Annotated in this window: 15 protein-coding genes; 8 read left to right on the top strand and 7 right to left on the bottom strand. The window is 70.2% G+C overall.

What is annotated here, in order from left to right:
- Positions 1-5 precede the first annotated feature (5 nt).
- Complete coding sequence (gene glgC / locus OG329_RS04060; RefSeq protein WP_405792865.1) at positions 6-1,223, top strand: glucose-1-phosphate adenylyltransferase; 1,218 nt, start codon at positions 6-8, stop codon at positions 1,221-1,223.
- Between the two features lie 97 nt (positions 1,224-1,320).
- On the opposite strand, the gene OG329_RS04055 is transcribed toward glgC, so the two are convergent.
- The 6 genes from OG329_RS04055 to OG329_RS04030 form a co-directional block, all read right to left on the bottom strand.
- Complete coding sequence (locus OG329_RS04055; RefSeq protein WP_405792863.1) at positions 1,321-2,382, bottom strand: ABC transporter permease; 1,062 nt, start codon at positions 2,380-2,382, stop codon at positions 1,321-1,323.
- A complete protein-coding gene (locus OG329_RS04050; protein WP_405792861.1) occupies positions 2,379-3,341 on the bottom strand; it encodes an ABC transporter permease in 963 nt (320 codons plus the stop codon). Before OG329_RS04050 ends, OG329_RS04055 begins: the two co-directional genes overlap by 4 nt.
- Positions 3,334-5,001: a sugar ABC transporter ATP-binding protein gene (locus tag OG329_RS04045; RefSeq protein ID WP_405792859.1), complete on the bottom strand. Its 1,668-nt coding sequence runs from the start codon at positions 4,999-5,001 to the stop codon at positions 3,334-3,336. Before OG329_RS04045 ends, OG329_RS04050 begins: the two co-directional genes overlap by 8 nt.
- Before the next feature lies 1 nt (position 5,002).
- The gene (locus OG329_RS04040; RefSeq protein ID WP_405792858.1) at positions 5,003-6,091 is read right to left on the bottom strand and encodes an ABC transporter substrate-binding protein; all 1,089 of its coding nucleotides are present in this window, start codon (positions 6,089-6,091) and stop codon (positions 5,003-5,005) included.
- A 293-nt stretch (positions 6,092-6,384) separates the two neighbouring features.
- A protein-coding gene (locus tag OG329_RS04035; RefSeq protein ID WP_405792856.1) for an IS5 family transposase occupies positions 6,385-7,315 on the bottom strand; the annotation gives its coding sequence in 2 pieces (ribosomal slippage) (positions 6,385-6,978 and positions 6,980-7,315; 930 coding nt in all).
- A 53-nt stretch (positions 7,316-7,368) separates the two neighbouring features.
- Positions 7,369-8,391: a LacI family DNA-binding transcriptional regulator gene (locus tag OG329_RS04030; RefSeq protein ID WP_405792854.1), complete on the bottom strand. Its 1,023-nt coding sequence runs from the start codon at positions 8,389-8,391 to the stop codon at positions 7,369-7,371.
- A gap of 197 nt (positions 8,392-8,588) precedes the next feature.
- Here OG329_RS04030 and OG329_RS04025 point away from each other — a divergent pair, with 197 nt between their 5' ends.
- The 3 genes from OG329_RS04025 to OG329_RS04015 all read left to right on the top strand — a co-directional run bounded on the left by OG329_RS04025 (position 8,589) and on the right by OG329_RS04015 (position 13,310).
- Complete coding sequence (locus OG329_RS04025; protein WP_405792853.1) at positions 8,589-11,183, top strand: PA14 domain-containing protein; 2,595 nt, start codon at positions 8,589-8,591, stop codon at positions 11,181-11,183.
- Positions 11,184-11,622: 439 nt separating this feature from the next.
- The gene (locus tag OG329_RS04020; RefSeq protein ID WP_405792852.1) at positions 11,623-12,543 is read left to right on the top strand and encodes an NADP-dependent oxidoreductase; all 921 of its coding nucleotides are present in this window, start codon (positions 11,623-11,625) and stop codon (positions 12,541-12,543) included.
- A complete protein-coding gene (locus OG329_RS04015) occupies positions 12,540-13,310 on the top strand; it encodes a GNAT family N-acetyltransferase (RefSeq protein ID WP_405792850.1) in 771 nt (256 codons plus the stop codon). Before OG329_RS04020 ends, OG329_RS04015 begins: the two co-directional genes overlap by 4 nt.
- A gap of 11 nt (positions 13,311-13,321) precedes the next feature.
- Here the strand turns inward: OG329_RS04015 and OG329_RS04010 are convergent, their stop codons facing one another.
- On the bottom strand, positions 13,322-13,849 hold the full coding sequence (locus OG329_RS04010) for an SPW repeat protein (protein ID WP_405792848.1): 528 nt from the start codon (positions 13,847-13,849) through the stop codon (positions 13,322-13,324).
- Positions 13,850-14,233: 384 nt separating this feature from the next.
- Here OG329_RS04010 and OG329_RS04005 point away from each other — a divergent pair, with 384 nt between their 5' ends.
- The 4 genes from OG329_RS04005 to OG329_RS03990 all read left to right on the top strand — a co-directional run bounded on the left by OG329_RS04005 (position 14,234) and on the right by OG329_RS03990 (position 19,600).
- On the top strand, positions 14,234-15,637 hold the full coding sequence (locus OG329_RS04005; protein WP_405801634.1) for an SDR family NAD(P)-dependent oxidoreductase: 1,404 nt from the start codon (positions 14,234-14,236) through the stop codon (positions 15,635-15,637).
- A gap of 238 nt (positions 15,638-15,875) precedes the next feature.
- Positions 15,876-16,049 carry a hypothetical protein gene (locus OG329_RS04000; RefSeq protein ID WP_405792847.1) on the top strand — a complete coding sequence of 58 codons (174 nt, stop codon included), beginning with the start codon at positions 15,876-15,878 and terminating at the stop codon, positions 16,047-16,049.
- Positions 16,050-16,203: 154 nt separating this feature from the next.
- Positions 16,204-17,427, top strand: coding sequence for a DUF6777 domain-containing protein (locus OG329_RS03995; protein ID WP_405792845.1), 1,224 nt, complete (start codon positions 16,204-16,206; stop codon positions 17,425-17,427).
- A 94-nt stretch (positions 17,428-17,521) separates the two neighbouring features.
- Positions 17,522-19,600, top strand: coding sequence for a SpoIIE family protein phosphatase (locus OG329_RS03990; protein WP_405792843.1), 2,079 nt, complete (start codon positions 17,522-17,524; stop codon positions 19,598-19,600).
- Positions 19,601-19,627: the final 27 nt, after the last annotated feature.

The following is a 19,627-nucleotide window of genomic DNA, read 5'->3' as shown; positions in this document are numbered from 1 at the left end:
CGGCGATGCGTGGTGGACCTTCGGTGCTCGGGATCGTGCTGGCGGGCGGGGAGGGCAAGCGGCTGATGCCGCTGACGGCCGACCGCGCGAAACCGGCGGTGACCTTCGGCGGCACGTACCGCCTGGTGGACTTCGTCCTGTCGAATCTCGTCAACGGCGACATCCTGCGCAACTGCGTGCTGACGCAGTACAAGTCGCACTCGCTGGACCGTCATGTCAGCACCACGTGGCGGATGTCCAGCCTGCTGGGGAACTACGTCACACCGGTGCCGGCCCAGCAGCGGCTGGGGCCGCGCTGGTATCTCGGCAGCGCGGACGCGATTCTCCAGTCGCTCAATCTCGTCAACGACGAACAGCCGGACTACATCGCGGTGTTCGGCGCCGACCATGTGTACCGCATGGACCCCCGGCAGATGCTCAAGCGGCACATCGAGAGCGGCGCCGGGGTCACCGTCGCGGGCATCAGGGTGCCGCGCGCCGAGGCGTCGCAGTTCGGGATCATCACACCCGGCCCGGACGGCACGCGGGTCGACCGCTTCCTGGAGAAGCCGGCCGATGTGCCGGGACTGCCGGGCGATCCCGAGCATGTCTTCGCCTCGATGGGCAACTACCTGTTCACCACCAAGATCCTGGTGGACGCGCTGCACCGGGACGCCGAGGACCGGACCTCGGTCCACGACATGGGCGGCTCCATCCTGCCGATGCTCACCGAGCAGGGCATGGCGCAGGTCTACGACTTCGACGACAACCACGTACCGGGCGAGACACCGCGCGAGCACGGCTACTGGCGCGACGTGGGCACGCTCGACTCGTACTACGACGCGCACATGGATCTGATCTCGCACCAGCCGGAGTTCAACCTCGACAACCGGCGCTGGCCGATCTACACGCACGCCGGGCAGCTCCCGCCCGCGCGGTTCGTGGCGGGCGGCATCGCGAGCGAGTCGATCGTGGCCCCCGGCTGTGTCATCCGGGGGCAGGTGACCCGCTCCGTCCTGTCTCCCGGCGTGGTGATCGAGGAGGGCGCCGTGGTGCAGGGGTCGGTGCTCCACGACAACGTCCGGGTGGGCCGCGGCGCGGTCGTACGCGGCTCGATCCTCGACAAGAACGTGGACGTCCCGCCCGGCGCCACGATCGGCGTCAATCCGGGGCGGGACGAGGAGTTGTACACGGTCTCGAAGAACGGCGTCATCGCGCTCGGCAAGGGCCAGCCGGTCCTCTGACGCCTGTTCTCCGGTGCCGGACGGACCGAGCGCCCGTCCGGCACCGAAGTCCGGCACCTGCACCTGCACCGGCACCGGAGAGACAGCCGCGCCGCCCTCACATCATCCGGCGCCGCCTCCCCAGCCATGTCTGGGCGATCACCACCACCGCCAGGAAGGCGCCGCTGACGACCTGTTGGTACGCCGAGTCGAGCGACCCGATCTGGTTGATGACGTTCTGGATGACCTTCAGCAGCAGCACGCCCACCAGCGAGCCGCTGATGAAGCCGAAGCCGCCGGTCAGCAGCGTCCCGCCGATGACGACGGCCGAGATCGCCTCCAGCTCCATGCCGGTGCCGAGGATGGTGACACCCGAGACCAGCCAGGCCGCGTTGAGCGCCCCGGCCAGTCCGGCGCACAGACCGGAGAGGGTGTAGACGGCGATCTTCGTACGGGCCACGGGCGCGCCCATCAGCGCCGCCGCGTCCTCGTTGCCGCCGACCGCGTACACGTACTGTCCGAAGCGGCTGCGCCGCAGCATCACGGCGCCCGCGACGAACAGCGCCGCCGTGATCCACACCGGCACCCCGACGCCCAGCAGCTTCTCCTGGCCGAGGCTCGCGAAGAAGGACTTCCCGTCCACCAGATAGGTGTTGGAGCCCTCGTCGGTGATGGCCAGCAGGATGCCGCGGGCGGCGAGCATCGCCGCGAGCGTGACGATGAACGGCGCGAGCCTGGCCTTCGCGATCAGCAACCCGTTGACCAGGCCGATCAGACCGCACACGGCGAGCGGCAGGAGCAGCGCGACGAGTGTGCCGTACTGCGAACCCCAGGCGCCGAGCACCCCGCCCAGCGCGAACAGCGAGCCGACGGACAGATCGATCCCGCCGGTGATGATCACGAAGGTCATGCCCAGGGCGACGATCGCCAGGAACGCCGACGAGACCGCCATGTTCTGAAGGTTGTCGCCGGTCAGGAAGGTGTCGAAGCCGATCGACGCGCCGATGGCGACGAGCAGCAGCGTGACGAGCGCGCCGTGCTGCTGGGCGAGCGCGCTGAGGCGTTCGGCCCGGCTCGCGCCGAGCGGCGCCTCGTCGGTGTCCTTGCCGGAGGTCCCGTTGCCGGGGGAGGGGCCGGTGCCCGTGGCGCGGGCCGGACGCTCCGTATGGGTGTGGGTCATCGCTTTCCCCGTTCGCGAGCCGCGTAGACCGCGAGCACGATCACGACGGCCTGGGCGATCTGCGTCCAGGAGGGCGGCAGATCATGCTTGATGAGCGTCGCCGTCAGCAGTTGGATCAGTACGGCGCCGGCCACCGTGCCGCCGATGCGGATCCGGCCGCCGCTGAGCGGGGTGCCGCCGACGACCACCGCGGTGATGGCCGACAGCTCCATCAGGTTGCCGAGCGAGGTCGGGTCGCTGGCCTGGAGCCGTGCGGTGGCCAGCACACCGGCGATCGCGGCGAGCACGCCCGCGATGACGTAGACGAGGATCAGTACGCGGCGTACCGGCAGCCCGGCCAACTGCGCGGCCGGCCGGCTGTCGCCGATCGCGAGGAGCTGGCGGCCGAAGGTCGTCCGCTTCACGGTGAATCCGACGGCGAGTGCCAGTGCCGCGGCGATCAGTACGAGATACGGGATGCCGAGCAGATCGCCCGAGCCCAGCGAGGACATACCGGGGTCGCGTACGTCCTTGAGCTGTGGCAGCAGTACGAGGGCGATACCGCGTCCCGCGACCATCAACGCCAGTGTGGCGACAATGGGTTGGACGCCGATGAAAGCGATGAGCGAACCGTTGGCGAGGCCGATGACGGCGCCGCCGAGCATCGCGACGATCAGCGCGATCCAGGGGCCGTAGCCCAGATACAGCGACAGCAACGAGGTCGACAGGGCCATCACGGAGCCCACCGACAGGTCGACGCCCTCGCTGCCGATGGCCAGCGCCATGCCCAGCGCGACGATCAGCACCGGAGCCACCTGCACGGCCTGGGTACGGAAGTTCTCCGTGGACAGGAAGTGCGGGGTGAGCGCGATGTTGACCAGCAGCAGGACGGCGACGCCCGCGTACACCCCGTAGTCCTGGAGCAGGCGCAGCAGCCGCGCGCGGTCGACGGGGGCGCCCTTCAGGGCGAGTTCAGTCATGGTCCGTCTCCCCTCCTGAGGAGGTCTTGTCGACGGGTACGGCGTCACGTACGACGTCAGGTACGGCGTCCCGCGCGGCGTCCGGTTCGGCGCTTTTCGCGGCGTCCGGTGCCACGATCGCCGCCGCGTCCGGCGCGACGGTCTTCAGCGCCGCGTCCGACTCAGGGGCCGCCGCGATCGCGTGCAGCAACCGGTCCTGTGTGACGTCGTCCCCGGTCAACTCCGCCACGACGGCGCCGTCCTTGAGGACCACCACCCGGTCCGACCCCTCGATCAGCTCCTCCATGTCGGAGGAGATCAGCAGCACCCCGAGCCCTTCGCCGGCGAGTTCGTCGATCAGACCCTGCACCTCGGCCTTGGCGCCGACATCGATGCCACGGGTCGGTTCGTCCAGCAGCAGCACCTTCGGCCGCATCGCCAGCCAGCGGGCCAGCAGCACCTTCTGCTGATTGCCGCCGGACAGCTCGCCGACCTTCTGGTGCGGCCCCGACGCCTTGATCCGCAGCCGCTTCATGAAGGTGTCCACGATTTTGTCGACCTTGGCGTCGTCCACCAGACCGAACCGGGAGAGTCCCGGCAGCGCGGCCAGCGCGATGTTCTCCCGCACCGACAGGCCGGGGACGATGCCCTCCGCCTTGCGGTCCTCGGGCAGCAGGCTGATACCGGCCCGGATCGCGGCGGGCGTGGAGCCCGTACGTACGGGGGAACCGGCCACCACCACACGTCCCGAGTCCGGCGGCAGCGCGCCCGCGATGGCCTTGGCCGTCTCGCTGCGGCCCGAGCCGAGCAGCCCGCCGAGGCCCACGACCTCACCGGGCCGCACCTCGACCGAGACCTGATGCAGCGTGTGACGGACCGTCAAGCCCTGTGTGCTGAGCACCGGTTCACCGCCCGCGTGATGGTCGCCGGTGAACTTGGTGACCCCCTCGCCGCTCACCTCGCCCATCTCCCGGCCGAGCATCAGCGACACCAGCCGCAGCCTCTCCAGCTCCGCGATCGGCCCGGTGTGCACGAGCCTGCCGTCGCGCAGCACGGTGACCTTGTCGCAGACCTCGTACAGCTCGTCCAGCCGGTGGCTCACGTACACCACCGCGATGTCGCGCTCCTTGAGCATCCTGATCACACCGAACAGGGTGCGCACCTCGCGCGGTTCGAGCGACGACGTCGGCTCGTCCATGATGACCACGCGCGCGTCGACGGAGACCGCCCTGGCGAGCGCCACCATCTGCTGCGCGCCGACGCCCAGCGTCCGCAGCGGACGTTTGACGTCGACCCGCAGCCCGAGCGAGCGCAGCGCGTCGTCGGCCTCGCCGTGCATACGGCGGAAGTCGATCAGCCCGAACCTGTTCCGGGGCTCGCGCCCCAGGAACAGATTGCGCGCCACGCTCATCAGCGGGACGAGATTGACCTCCTGATAGATCGTGGATATCCCGGCGTGCTGCGCCTCCAGCGGGGTCTGGAAGCGCACCGGACGCCCGTCGTGGACGATCTCGCCCTCGTCGGGCTGGTACACACCGGTGAGCACCTTGATGAGGGTGGACTTCCCGGCGCCGTTCTCGCCGATGAGCGCGTGGACCTCGCCCGGCAGGGCGGCGAAGTCCACGCCGTCGAGCGCGCGTGCGCCCGGGAACGTCTTGGTCAGACCGGTGACCGACAGCACGTCAGAAAGCCTTGCCCAGATCGGCCTCGGCGTTCTCCGGGGTGTAGGCGCCGTCCTGGATAACGATGTCCTGGGCGACCTTCTCGCCCTTGGTGAAGGTGTCGAGGGTCTGGAAGGCGAGCGGCCCGAAGCGCGGGTTGGACTCCACGACCCCGGAGATCCAGCCGTCGACGATGCCCTGAACCGCGTTGCGCGTGCCGTCGACCGTCACGATCTTCACCGCTCCGGGCTTCTTCCCCGCGCCCTTCAGGGCGTTGACCGCGCCGAGGCCCATCTCGTCGTTCTCGGCGTAGATCCCCTTGATGTCCGGGTTCGACTGGATGAGCTGCTCGGTGACCTGCTGGCCCTTCTCACGGGCGAACTCGCCGGTCTGCTCGAACACCACCTTCAGATCAGGGGCCTTGGCCGCGATCTGGTCCTTGAAGCCCTTGGTGCGCTCGGTGGTGACGTTGTTGCCCGCGGCGCCGAGCAGAATCGCGACCTCGCCCTTGCCGCCGGTCGCCTCGATCATCTGGTCGGCCGCGCGCTTGCCCTGCTCGATGAAGTCCGAGCCGATGAAGGACACATAGTCCTTGCAGGCGGTGGCGTTGATCTTGCGGTCGATGGTGACGATCGGGATCTTCTTCGCCGCGGCGCTGCGCAACACCGGGCCCCAGCCGTCGGAGTTGAGCGGCGCGATCACCAACAGGTCGGCGCCCTTGGCTATCAGGTCCTGCACATCGCTGATCTGCTTGGAGAACTGCGTCTGGGCGTTGGCGGACAGGAGCTTGATACCGCGCTCCTCGGCCTCGGCCTTGATGGACGCGGTTTCGGCGATCCGGAAGGGGTTGGCCTCCTTCTCGGACTGCGAGAAGCCGACCGTGGCGTTCTTGAGGTCGATCTTCTCGCCGCCGAACTGCGTGATGTCGCAGGTCTTGTCGTCCGCGCCGGGCGTGGCGACGACCTGGCCGCTGTCCTTGTCGCCGGCCGACGAGCTCTTGTCGGAGCCGTCGTCCTCGGACTTGGCACAGCCGCTGAGGGCGAGCGCGCCGACGAGACTCGCGGCGAGGACGGTAGTGGTGGTGGTACGGCGGACGGCGGAAAGCTTCATGGTGATCCCCATCTCGGCGCGGCCCCGGCGACCGGGACGCTCACGGGAGGTCGGCTCGTACGGACTGGCGGACTGGCGGACTGGCGGACTGGCGGACTGCCGTGCGGCTGACCGCCGGTCTGACCGACCGGCGGTCTGACGGACTGCTGGAGTGGATGTGCTGTCGTCGTTCGGAACGGTTTTTACATCGTTGTACGGAGGCTGTAAAGCCTTCGCGCGATAACGGGCGTACGTACGGGGGCCGGTGGCGCTTCAGCGACCGTCCCGGCGGCGGCTAGGGGGTGTCCGGTCGATCATGTTCGGAGCCAGATGGTGAGGGCTGCGGCGGTTGCGGTGCCGAGGTAGACGTAGCGGCGTTTGTCGTAGCGGGTGGCGACCGCCCGGTGCTGCTTGAGGCGGTTGATGGCCCGTTCGACGGTGTTGCGTTTCCTGTACCGGTCTTCGTCGAAGCCCGGTGGCCGTCCGCCGCGTGAGCCTTTGCGCAGGCGGGCGGCCTGGCTGTCGGTCTTCTCCGGGATTGTGTGCCGGATACCGCGACGCCTCAGGTATTCGCGGCACGGCCCGTTGCTGTAAGCCTTGTCGGCCGCGACGCTGTCAGGCGTCTTGCGGGGCCTGCCAGGCCCGGTCTTCGGGATGCGGATCTTCTCCAGGACCGGCTTGAACTGGGTGCAGTCCGCTCCCTGACCTGGTGTGACGATCAGGGACAGCGGGCGGCAGCGGCCGTCTGCGCTCAGGTGGAGCTTGGTGGTGAACCCGCCGCGTGAGCGGCCCAGGCCCTCACCTCCCGCACCACCTCCACCAGGCGGGCGTGCAGACTCTGCCAGGCGGTTTCGCCCTGGTGTTCTGGACCGTCGCCCCCCTTGAGGCGGGTGCCGGCGGCGGGTCGGTGCGGGCGCCGGCCGCGTGCTGATGAGCCCGCACGATGGTGGAGTCGACCGAGATGTCCCAGTCGATCTCACCCGCCGCATCCGCGGCGGCCTGGACATGCTGGAGCAGACGCTCCCACGTCCCGTCGCCCGACCACAGCCGGTGCCGTTCGTAGACGGTCTTCCACGGGCCGAACCGTTCGGGCAGGTCACGCCACTGAACACCGGTCCGGACCCGGTGCAGGATCCCGTCGATCACCTGCCGATGGTCCCGCCACCTGCCACAACGCCCGTTGCTGACTGGCAGGAACGGCCGCAGCCGTTCCCACTCGGCATCACTCAGATCACCCCGCCCCATGCCCACACCAACGACCCGGACATGAACCAGTCACATGATCGGCCGGACAAGTCCTAGGCGCGGCCGAGGGTGCTCTCCCGTTCCACCAGCCGGAAATCGGCGCGGAGTTCACGCGGACCGGTGCCGACCGGGTCTCCGGTGCCCAGCAGCCGGTTGACGACGGACCGTACGGCGAGCCTGGCGATGGTCTGCTTGTCTGGCGAGATCGTGGTGAGCGTCACAGCCCCGTAGCGGCCCTCGGTGATGTCGTCGAAGCCGACGACGGCGACGTCCTCGGGGACCCGCAGCCCCCGCTCGGACAGCACCCGCATCGCCCCGATGGCGATCAGATCGTTGTACGCGAACACCGCGTCGGGCCGCACCCCCGAGTCGAGGAGCTGATTCATCGCGTCGGCGCCGTTGGCGTGGTCCCAGCCGCCCGTCGGGGCGATCAGGGAGTCCGGCGACGCCAGCCCCGCCGCCGTCAGCTCGGCACGCCAGCCGCGCAGCCGCAGATGTGACGGCTCGTTCACCCGGTCGGTCCTGGCGCCCAGGAACGCGATCGTCGACCGGCCGAGATCCAGCAGATGCCGTACGGCCGTCCGGGCGGCGGCCACGTTGTCGATCGCGATGTGGTCGTACGGCAGGTCGTACTCCCGCTCCCCGAGCAGCACCAGCGGCGCGTCCTGGTCACGGCCGAGCAGATCCTCCGTCTCCAGCTCGATGGGGCTCAGGATCAGCCCGTCGATCACCCGTGCCCGGAAGCCCTGGCTGACCAGAACCTCCTGCTCACGGCGGCCACCGGTGTGGTCGAGCAGCACCGTGTACTCGTGCTCCGCCGCCACGTCGATGACCGAGCCGGCCAGCTCGGCGAAGTACGGGTTGCCCAGCTCGGGCACCGCGAGCGCGATGATCCCGGTGCGCCCCTTGCGCAGATGGCGGGCCGTGAGATTCGGCCGGTAGCCGAGCTCGTCGATGGCCAGTTGGACCCGGGCTCGCATGGCCGGCGTGACATGCCGGTAGTTGTTCACCACGTTCGAGACGGTCTTGATGGAAACGCCCGCGCGTTCCGCGACGTCCTTGAGGCTGACGGTCACCGTATTTTTCCTCCTCCGAGGCCGGCCCGAAGGTCGCCCCTGCCCAATCTGTACAACGTTATATACGGTGCGCACCCGCGCTTTGTCATGACTCTGGACAGCGAGTGGAACGGCATGTTGTCATGCCAACTGCCGTTCCTTCCAACGTTGTACAGACTGTCGCAACGAGCCGCCACCCTCAGTTAGCAGGAGGATTTGTGCGCATCCGAAGAAATCTGGCCCTTTTGCTCGCCGCTGTCCTGGGCGTCGCCGGACTCTCGGCGGTCCCCGCCGCCTCGGCCGCGGCCGACCCGGTCGTGCCCCATGGACTCAAGGGCGACTACTACACCTCGTCCGCGCCCGGCGCCTTCGACTTCCACGAGCTGAAGGCCACCGGATTCGACCCGCAGATCGACTTCGACACCCTCGAATCCCGGCTCTCCACGGCCACCGGCGGCGCCGACCACGCTTCCGTCCGCTGGACCGGGAAGATCGTCCCCGAACGCGGCGGCCCCCACACCTTCTCGATGATCGGCGACAACGGATTCCGGCTGTGGATCGACGGCGAGATCGCCATCGACCACTGGGTCAACGACTGGGAGAAGGAGCAGACCGCCGACCCGATCGAGCTGACCGGAGGTCAGGAGTACGACATCAAGGTCGAGTACTTCGAGGATGTCGGCGGCTCGAATCTCCATCTGAACTGGAAAGAGCCCGGTGGCGCGAAAGAGCCGGTGCCCACCTCCGCCTTCCGGCTGCCCGACGGCTACGCGTACGACGGTGCCATCGCCACCACCGTCCTGGCCGACGGCCGCACACTGCGGATGGAGTTCGCACAGGAGCTGGCCGCGCCCCCGGCCGATATCGCAGGCCATCTCGACGCCGTCATCGGCGGCGCCCAATGGCCGCTCGGATCGGTGAAGAGGGACCCCGCCGACGCCCGCAGCCTGCTCGTCGGCCTCAAGGAACCCGTCGTCGGCCAGGGCGGCTCGGCCGACATCCGCTACGACGGCCAGGGTGGCCTCGTATCGCAGGACGCCGACCCCGTCGGCCAGTTCTGGAGCAGCGGACCCAACACATCCGAGTACCAGCTCTCCACGCCGTGGGCCGAGGAGGTCGGTCCCGACAACGCGCTGCCCGAGTACCCGCGTCCGCAGATGACCCGCGACGCGTGGCGCAATCTCAACGGGGAGTGGCAGTTCGCCGCCGCCGAGAAGGGCGAGAGCCCGCCGGTGGGCAAGAAGCTGGCCGAGAAGATCCTGGTCCCGTACCCCGTCGAGTCACAGCTCTCCGGGCTCGAACGGCACGAGGACCGGATGTGGTACCGCCGTACCTTCACCGTCCCGGGGAGCTGGGACATCAACGACGGCAAGCGCCTCAAGCTGAACTTCGACGCCGTCGACTGGCAGTCCGAGGTGTACGTCAACGGCAAGAAGGTCACCGAACACAAGGGCGGCTACGACCGGTTCTCCGTCGACATCACCGACGCGCTCAAGCCCGGCCGTACGCAGGAACTGATCGTCGGCGTGTACGACCCGACCGACGCCGCGGACGGCGAGAACCCGCCCATGGGCAAGCAGCGCCTCGACCCGAGCGGCATCTTCTACACCTCCTCGTCCGGCATCTGGCAGACCGTCTGGATGGAGCCGGTCGCCGCCGACCACGCCGACTCGCTCAAGCTCACCCCCGACGTCGCCGGTGAGAAGCTGGCGGTCGAGGTGAACGGCGTACGCCCCGGGGTGCCGGTCACGGCCACGGCGTACGAGGGCAAGCGCAAGGTGGGCACGGTCACGGGCCGTACGGGAGCACCGCTCAGCCTGCCGGTGCCCGACCCGCGCCTGTGGTCACCGGAGGATCCGTATCTCTACAAGCTCGACGTGCGCGTCGGCGGCGAGCGCTCCGGTGACCGGGTGGGCAGCTACTTCGGGATGCGCTCCATCGCCGTCGAGAACGTCGACGGGGTGCAGCGCACCGTACTCAACGGCGAACCCGTCTTCCTGATGGCCACCCTCGACCAGGGCTTCTGGCCGGACGGGCTGCACACCGCGCCGACCGACGAGGCGCTGGCGTTCGACCTGAAGGCACACAAGGAGCTGGGCTACAACTCCGTACGCAAGCACATCAAGGTGGAGCCCGACCGGTGGTTCTACTGGGCGGACAAGCTGGGACTGCTCGTCTGGCAGGACATGCCCTCGATGCCGAAGTCCCCGGCCGCCCCGGCCGCGGCCCAGTTCGAACACGAGATGAAGGAGATGATCGACCAGCACGCGAGCAGCCCCTCGGTGATCATGTGGGTCCCGTTCAACGAAGGCTGGGGCCAGTACGACCAGGCACGGATCGCCGACCAGGCCAAGGGCTGGGACCCGACCCGGCTGGTCAACAACATGAGCGGCATCAACTGCTGCGGGGCCGTCGACGGCAAGAACGGCGACATCGCCGACGCGCACGGCTATCCGACGCCGCTGATCCCCGCGCCGGACGGGAAACGGGCGCTGGTCAGCGGTGAGTACGGCGGCCTGGGACTCGCCGTACCGGGCCACGCGTGGCCGGTCCAGCACACCTATGTCGGTGTCGACCAGGAGAAGTACACGGACGAGTATCTGGATCAGCTCGACAACGTGCGCGACCTCGCCTGCCGGGGGAGCAACGGGGCCGTCTACACCCAGATCACCGATGTGGAGGGTGAACTCAACGGGCTGCTCACCTACGACCGCAAGGTCATGAAGCCCGACGTCCAGCGGCTCAAGGCGGCACACGACGCACTGATCCGCGACGCCTCCGACCCGGCCTCGATGGAGTGCGCCAACTCCTGAGAGCGGGACAGCGGGACACCAGGTCGTGTCTGACGAATAGCGCCGTCCGCCCGCAGGGCGGGGCGCGCGCCCGCCGCGGAGCGGCTGATGACTGGCGTCGGTGCGTGCGATCGCAAGGCGGAGGATCGCCCTCGTACTGGACGTACTTGGGTGACTGACGACAACGCGGCGAGCGTGCGTGCCGGGCGTCGCGCGCCAGGCGGGATTCGTCAGACACGGCCCAGGGCGCCGCACGGCCTCATCCGCCGTGCGGCGCCCGCCTGTTGGTCCACCGGTCGGCCCGCCCGGTGGCCCGCCCGTCGGATGAACACCGTGTGGCACCGGGAATAAGCAGATCGGAGCCCGGACTTTAGACTGCTGCGCGCCGCCGCTTCGCCCTCCGATCCGGCACGGCCACCGACGTCAGCAGTCAGCAGTCAGCAGTCAGAGCGAGGATCACATGCCCAAGGCGTACGTCTACACCCGGTTCGGCGGTCCGGAGGGCGAAGCCTTCATCGACCTGCCGAAGCCCGCCCCCGGCCCTGGCGAACTCCTCGTCGCCGTCCGCGCGGCCGGCGTCAACCCCGTCGACTGGAAGCTGCGCACGGGCTACACGCGGCCGGGCTCGACCCCCAAGCCGCTGCCCACCGTGTTCGGCAGCGAGGCGTCCGGAGTGGTCGAGGAGGTCGGCGAGGGCGTGCGCGGATTCGCCGTGGGCGACGCCGTCTTCGGCAACCCCGTCACCGGCGGATACGCCGAGTACACCCTGCTGCCCGCCGCGATCACCGCGCACAAGCCGGACGCGGTGTCGTTCACGGACGCGGCGGCCCTGCCGGTCGCGGCGGCCACCGCGTACGACGGGATCAGGCAACTGGACCTGCCCGCCGGTGCGACGCTGGTCATCACCGGCGCAGGCGGCGGCGTCGGTGTGGCGGCGACGCAGATCGCGGTCGCGGCCGGTATCCGCGTCGTCGGCTCGGCGAGCGCGGGCAAGAAGGACTTCGTCCAATCGCTCGGCGCCGTCCACATCCCGCCCGGCCCCGGACTTCAGGAGCGGGTGAGGGCCGCCGCGCCCGACGGCGTGGACGCGGTCTTCGACCTCGTCGGCGGCGCGGACCTGGAGACTGTCGCCGCACTCGTTCGCGACCGTACGAAGCTGATCAGCGCGGCGGACAAGGCGCGGGTCGTGACCCTGGGCGGCGCGGCGGTCGTACGGCTGCGCACGGCCGCCGTCCTCGAAGAGGTGGCCGAGCTGGTCGTGGCCGGCACCCTGCGGCCGTATGTGACACGGACGTTCCCGCTGGCCGAGGCGGCGCGGGCGCTGCGCGCGGTCGAGGAGGGCCACGCCCTCGGCAAGATCGTCATCGAGGTCGGCGCATGAGCGCCGTCCCGCCGGTCCCCTCGCCCGGCCGCCCGCCGTACCACCCGCTCGACAATCCCGTGCTCGCCGCGCTGACCGGCCCGCACGCCCGCTTCGCCGAGCGGCGCGGCCGGGTCCTCGGCTACCACCCGGAGGTGTCGCCGTGGCTCGCCCTGCCGGACGAGCCCGAGGCACGCGACTGGGCGGACGCCGCGCCGCTCGTGGGTGCCGACGGCACGGCCGTGCTGGCGGGGACGCACGCGCTGCCCCCGGACAGTTGGGAGGTCACCTTCCAGGTCGACGGTGTCCAGCTCGTCGACGAGTCGGTGGCCGCGGTCCCCGACGAGGAGGCGGTGGTTCTCGGCGCCGCCGACGTACCGGAGATCCTGGACCTGGTGGAGCGCACCAGGCCGGGCCCCTTCCGGCCGCGCACCATCGAGCTGGGTACGTATCTGGGCATCCGCCGCGGCGGCGAACTGGTGGCGATGGCGGGGGAGCGGATGCGCCCGCCGGGCTGGACCGAGATCAGCGCGGTCTGTACGGCACCGGAGTTCCGGGGCCAGGGGCTGGGCGCGCGGCTGATCCTGGCGGTGTCCGCCGGGATCAGGGAGCGTGGTGACACCCCGTTCATCCAGGCGGCCGGCGACAACGAGAACGCCGTCCGGCTCTACAAGGCGCTGGGGTTCCGGCTGCGCCGCCGGATGCCGTTCCTCGGCGTACGGGTCCCGGAACATGTCGGTGGGGCGGAGCGACGGTCTGTGGCGACCGCCGGTCCGCCCCACCGGTGAGGGTTGTCCGGCTACGTCCGGATCGGCTCATCCATCCGACCCGACCGTCCGGCCCGGCTGCGTCGCATACGGCCCGCCCTCATCGCGGCGGCGCCACAGATGAGGCCCAGCAGGGCGACGAACGCACCTGGGATCACGGCGCTGAGGAACACGCCACGGTTCGGGCTCGCGCCGACGACCCATGGTGCGGCGACCATCCAGGCGCCCATCAGGACGAGTGCCCAACTGAAGCCGTACGTCCTGGTCGGTGTGGCGGAGAATACGAGGGCCAGGACAGCGATCGCGATGCCCATGACCACGTTGTGGACCACGAGACCCGGCTGGCTGGTCGTGTAGTGCAGGATCCACGGTGACAGGGCTATGAACAGGCCCGCGAGAAAGATCGGGCCGTCCAGCAGCGCCACATCACGTCCGCCGAGCACGCGGGCGTACCTGGCCCGCATCTCTGGTACGTCAGGGTGAGCACCTATGTCTCCCCTGGTGTCGGTTACACCAGGGCGAGAACCTACATCTCCCCTGGTGTGTGAAACATCGGCCATGAGTCTCGACTCCTTCGGTCACGAGAGGTTCGACCGTGCTGCACCGGATCGAGCGGTACATGACCATTCTGCCCCTTATTCACCTTTATGTGTAGTTGAGCGTGAACAAAATTGCCCGGTACCTCATGGCAAACTGTTCGAGGCCGCTCGGCCGGACGGCCGTATCCGTAGGCGCCAGGCGGGCGCCGGACGGGTGAGCGCCCGGACGGGTGAGTGACGAGTGGACAGGGAACGGCACCGGCGATGACGTTGACAGATGACGGGACCACGTTCGGCGAGAGCGGACCGGATGCCGTGTACGGCTCCGACAGGCACGGCTCCGACGGGCACCGTCATGACCATGACCATGACCATGACTACGGCCCCGGTATCGACCCCGAGCGCATGGCCGTGTGTCTGGCCGTGCTCGACGAGCTGGACAAGCTCGACGTCGACCACCCCGACGCCGTCGCCGTACGCCGCGCCACCGCCGGGATCTACCGGACCGTCAAACAGCGCCGCCGCCAGGAGCGCCGCGCGGCGAAGACCGCCAACGACAAGGCGGTCACCGAGGCGACGGCCACCGGATCCGCCGAGCGCATCGACGACGAGACGCAAGGGCTGCTGCCGTCGTCCTCGGTCGCCGGCGAGATCGCCGGCATCCTCCAACGGCCGCGCTCCTGCTACATCTGCAAGACCCGTTACGTCGAGGTCGACGCCTTCTATCACCAGCTCTGCCAGCCGTGTGCCGCCGAGAACCGGGCCCGCCGCGACGCCCGTACTGATCTCACCGGCAAGCGCGCCCTGCTGACCGGGGGCCGCGCCAAGATCGGTATGTACATCGCGCTGCGCCTGCTGCGCGACGGCGCGCACACCACCATCACCACCCGCTTCCCCAGCGACGCGATCCGCCGCTTCAAGGCGATGGAGGACAGCTCCGACTGGATCCACCGACTCAAGATCGTCGGGATAGATCTGCGCGACCCGGCACAGGTGGTCGCCCTCGCCGACTCCGTCGCCGCCGAGGGGCCGCTGGACATCCTCATCAACAACGCCGCGCAGACGGTGCGCCGTTCCCCGCAGGCGTACAGCGAGCTGCTGGCCGCCGAGTCCGCGCCGCTGCCCGCCGGTGAACTCCCGTCCTCGCACGTCATCGGCGCGTTCGGCAGCGGTGCGCAGGCCGTGCTGCCCGCCGGCGGCGGTTCCGAGGCGCTGAGCGCTTCGGACATCACCTCTCTGGCCCTGGTCGGCGGCTCGGCCACGCTCGCCCGTATCGAGGCGGGCACGGCGATCGACGCGGGCGGCCTCGTGCCCGACCTGCACGACACCAACAGTTGGATCCAGACGGTCTCCGACGTCGATCCGGTGGAGCTGCTGGAAGTCCAACTCTGCAACTCCACCGCGCCGTTCATCCTGATCAGCCGACTGCGCCCGGCGATGGCAGCGGCGGCGGCCAAGCGTACGTACGTCGTGAACGTGTCGGCGATGGAAGGCGTCTTCAGCCGTGGCTACAAGGGCGCCGGCCATCCGCACACGAACATGGCCAAGGCCGCGCTCAACATGCTGACCCGCACCAGCGCGCAGGAGATGTTCCAGTCCGACGGCATCCTGATGACCGCCGTCGACACCGGCTGGATCACCGACGAGCGCCCGCACCCGGACAAGATGCGGCTCGCCGACGAGGGCTTCCACGCCCCGCTCGATCTGATCGACGGCGCGGCCCGCGTCTACGACCCGATCGTGCGCGGACAGGGCGGCGAGGATCTGTACGGCTGCTTCCTGAAGGACTACACGCCGGCCAACTGGTAGACCCCATCGAGCGCGCCTGCGCTCATTTGGTTAATGTAAGGCGCACGGACGCCAACCAGGGACCCACGAAGGTTCCTCGGCCGTCCCGGGACAGCCCTGCAACCAGGCCACCGCCCCGCCCGAAAGCCGGCGCCACCGCGACCGAACTGCCCTTTCCCTCTGCCCCGTTCGGCGGGCGGCGCCCGGTACGAGTCCGGAGTCGGCGCGCCCGGGGTTACGCGACACAAAGGAGTGCGCGGTGACACCTGAGAAGACTCAGCACGAGAACAGCCCGGCGGAACCAGGCGGTGGACGGGGCGCCGGCCCCCAGAAGCTCCGGAACATCGAGGTGTGGGCCAGGTCCGCGCCGATCAGGCTGGCGGGCTACGAGGACGACCTCGCGGAGCCGCACATCCTCCAGGGCATCGACTGACCTGTTCCTCCTCGACCGCCGGGCGGGCCGCATCTGCGGCCCGCCCGGCGCCCGTTGGCCCTCTGCTCCACATGCGCACCCCAGCTTGCGCGGCGGCCCCGTGTCCGGCACATATGGAGTCATATTCCGGACCGGACGAAAGCTGGGAGACCCCGTGCGCTGCCTACCCATTCGCCGTCGGCACGCCGCGCTCGCCGTGCTGTCGGCCGGCATCCTGATCATCGCCGGCTGTGGCGAGGACGGTGTCGGCGAGAACGGGCGGGGGGCCAGGGCCGCGAACGCGGCGGCGTCCGCCAAGGTCCTCCTCCAGCCGCTCGCCGCCCCGGGCCCCGACCCCTTCACCGAGTCGACCGCCGCGCCGCTGCCGGACGCCGCCCCCTCGGCCCCGCCGTCGCCGAGCGGTCCGGGTGAACCGGGCGACCCGGGCGACCCGGGCAAGGGCCCCCAGACGGTGCGCTCCGTCTCGGGCGCCACCGCCGGGCTGTACGGCGGTACGAAATCCGCCACCAGTTGCGACGTCGAGGCGCAGGTCCGCCTGCTGACCGCCGACCGCGCCAAGGCCACCGCCTTCGCGCGCGGCGCGGGTGTCGGCGGTGCCTCCGTACCGAAGTTCCTGCGCGGACTGACCCCCGTCGTGCTGCGCGCCGACGTACGTGTCACGAACCACGGCTACCGGGACGGGGCGCCCGTCGCCCACCAGGCCGTACTCCAGAGCGGCACCGCCGTCCTCGTGGACGACCGCGGACTGCCCAGGGTCCGCTGCGCCTGCGGTAACCCGCTGCGCCCCGCCGTCGCGCTGCGGGCCGACGCGGTCCACCAGGGGAAGCCCTGGAGCGGCTACCGGCCCGACCGGGTCGTCGTGGTCAACCGGAGCACCCGGGTCCTGACCGCCCTGGTGATCGTCGCCGACAATGCGTGGCTCGAGCGGAAGACCGGCACCGACGGCGACCAGGACAAGAAGCCCGACGTACCGCCGCCGTACCCCCCGGACACCGACATCATCGACCCGTCGCTCGAGCCGCCCCTGCCCGACGACACCGCCCCGGGCACCCCCGATCCCGGCCGCTCCGATCCGGCCGTCCCGGAGCCCGACGCCTCCGACAGCGACCCGGCGCCGTCGCCGGACTGCCTCACCCCCCACGCCCCGGCGCCCGACGAGCCGAGGTCGGAGAACATGGCCGCGCCGCCCGACTGCGCCGCGCCGACGGACGAGCCCGACGGCGGTGTCGACCCGGACTACCCGGTGATGCCGATGTCCCCGGAACGGCCGGGCTCCGACGCGCAGCTCGACGGCGACCCCGGCGCCCCGTCCGACGACGGCCTCGCCCCCGTGGCGCCCGAGGACGACCCGGCCGGACCCGGCACCTTCCAGGGCTGACCCGCGCGGTCCTGGGCCCGGCCCTTCTCCCGCACCGGCGCGGGGGACCGGGCGACCAGTCGAGATATCCGACAAATGATGACAGAGTGACCCCATGGTCGATCGGGAAGCGGGGCCCCCGTCGCTCCCCGACGACTGGCCCGCCAAGCCGGAACTGAGCCTGTCCCTCAACGGGATGGGCTGCTTCGACTGGGATCTCGGCAGCGGTCTGCTCCATCTGGACCGGGTGGCGCTTCAGATCTTCGATCTGACGGACGAGGACTACGACGGCACCCGCGCCCAGATCCTGGAGCGTCTGCCGCCGGGCGAGCGCGCCCGGCTCGACTCCGTCGTGGGGGCGGCGATCCGAGGCGGCGGCGAGGACTACGGCGCGTACTTCCGTGTCCGGCGCCGGGACGGCACACTGCGCTGGACCCACTCGCAGGGCTCCGTCCGCCGGGACGGGAACGGCCGTCCGCGCCGGCTCATCGGCATCGTCCGCGATGCCACCCAGGAACTCGCCGACTCGATGGCGCGGCTCGAGATCGACGAGGAACGCCGGCGCAGGACCACCGTCGTCGAGGGCGCGACGGCCGCTCTCGCCCACGCCAGGACGGTCCAGGACGTCATCGACGTGCTCAAGGAGTCCGGCGGCCTCGAACACCTCGGTGCCACCAGCATGGTCATGGGTCTCCTCGACTCCGGGCGTATCCATCTGGTCGCCGAGGGGCCACCGGGCTCCTTCGTGCCGGGCACGCGGGTCACGCGGGTGGACGAGGAGTATCCGATGAGCGAGGTGATCCGCACGCTCAGCCCGCGGTTCATCGAGACCGCGGACGACTTCGCCACCTCCTACTCGGGCCTGTGGCCGCACATCAGCCATCTCGGCATCACATCGGCGGCCTATCTGCCGCTGGTCGCGCAGGGCCGCCCCATCGGGGCTGTCGGGCTGCTCTACGGCGACAAGACCGGCTTCACCACCGAGGACCGCAATCTGCTCGTCGCCCTCGGCAGCAGCATCGCCCAGAGCCTCCAGCGCGCCGTCCTGTTCGAGCAGGAGCACGATCTCGCCGAAGGGCTCCAACAGGCGATGCTGCCGCGCCGGATCCCGGCCGTGCCCGGCGCCGAGATCGCCGTCCGCTACCGCTCGGCCCGGCTCGGCAGGGACATCGGCGGCGACTGGTACGACATCATCCCGCTGCCGGGCGGCCGGGTCGGTGCCGTCATCGGAGACGTACAGGGCCATGACACCGACGCCGCGGCCGTGATGGGGCAACTGCGGATCGTGCTGCGGGCGTACGCGGCCGAGGGCCACACCCCGGCCACGGTGATGGCGCGGGCCTCGGTCTTCCTGCACGAGCTGGACACCGACCGCTTCGCGACCTGCGTGTACGCGGAGGTCGACCTGGCCACGGGCGTCGTCCGGATGGTCCGGGCCGGGCATGTCGACCCGATGATCCGGGACACCGACGGCAGTTGCCGCCGGCTGCCCGCGGAGGGCGGACTGCCGCTCGGGCTCTCGGCGGAGTTCGGCCGGCTCGACTATCCGGTGAACACCGTCGAGCTGGACCCCGGCCAGACGCTGGTCCTGTACACCGACGGACTGGTGGAGCTGCCCGGGGCCGATCTGGACGAGGGGATGCAGCGGCTGGCGGGACTGATCGCGGGCGGTCCGCGCCACCTCCAGGAGCTGGCCGACCAACTGTGCGAGGTGGTGGACGAGCGGGGCGGCGAGGACGACGTCGCCGTACTGCTGCTGCGCAGGCGGGGCGCGTACGCGGGCAGGGCCGGCGGCCGGCTCCAGCAGCACGTCGGGCAGAACGACTCGGAGGCCCTGTCGTCGGCCCGTCACATGGTCCGGGCGGCGGTCCGTGCCTGGGGCGCGGGGGACCGGTCGGACGACATCGAGCTGGTGGCCGACGAGCTGATCACCAACTCGCTGACCCATACCGACGGCGGCGCGATCGTGACCGTCCGGGTGCTGCCGGGGGCGCAGCGGCGGCTGCGGGTGGAGGTCGAGGACCGGTCGAGCGCGCTGCCCCGGATCCGGGACGCGAGTGTGTCCGGGGTCTCGGGGCGCGGTCTGGTGCTGGTGGACGCGCTGTCCGCGGAGTGGGGCGTGGAGTCGCGCGGCAGCGGCAAATGCGTATGGAGCGAGTTCGTCGTCTCGGCCCGTCCGGAGCGTGACGCCTGACAGGGCAGCGGAGGGTACGGGGCGTTA

Origin of the sequence: Streptomyces sp. NBC_01506 (assembly GCF_045040295.1) — a bacterium.
GTDB lineage: Bacteria > Actinomycetota > Actinomycetes > Streptomycetales > Streptomycetaceae > Streptomyces.
The sequence above is the reverse complement of the archived record's forward strand: the minus strand, read 5'-3'. Positions and strand labels throughout refer to the sequence as shown.

What these genes read in the sequence shown, in the direction of transcription:
- OG329_RS04055 (WP_405792863.1), bottom strand. Translation starts at nt 2,382, where the DNA reads ATGACCCACACCCATACGGAGCGTCCGGCCCGCGCCACGGGCACCGGC.
- OG329_RS04050 (WP_405792861.1), bottom strand. Translation starts at nt 3,341, where the DNA reads ATGACTGAACTCGCCCTGAAGGGCGCCCCCGTCGACCGCGCGCGGCTG.
- OG329_RS04040 (WP_405792858.1), bottom strand. Translation starts at nt 6,091, where the DNA reads ATGAAGCTTTCCGCCGTCCGCCGTACCACCACCACTACCGTCCTCGCC.
- OG329_RS04020 (WP_405792852.1), top strand. Translation starts at nt 11,623, where the DNA reads ATGCCCAAGGCGTACGTCTACACCCGGTTCGGCGGTCCGGAGGGCGAA.
- glgC (WP_405792865.1), top strand. Translation starts at nt 6, where the DNA reads ATGCGTGGTGGACCTTCGGTGCTCGGGATCGTGCTGGCGGGCGGGGAG.
- OG329_RS03990 (WP_405792843.1), top strand. Translation starts at nt 17,522, where the DNA reads ATGGTCGATCGGGAAGCGGGGCCCCCGTCGCTCCCCGACGACTGGCCC.
- OG329_RS04015 (WP_405792850.1), top strand. Translation starts at nt 12,540, where the DNA reads ATGAGCGCCGTCCCGCCGGTCCCCTCGCCCGGCCGCCCGCCGTACCAC.
- OG329_RS04005 (WP_405801634.1), top strand. Translation starts at nt 14,234, where the DNA reads ATGGCCGTGTGTCTGGCCGTGCTCGACGAGCTGGACAAGCTCGACGTC.
- OG329_RS04010 (WP_405792848.1), bottom strand. Translation starts at nt 13,849, where the DNA reads ATGGCCGATGTTTCACACACCAGGGGAGATGTAGGTTCTCGCCCTGGT.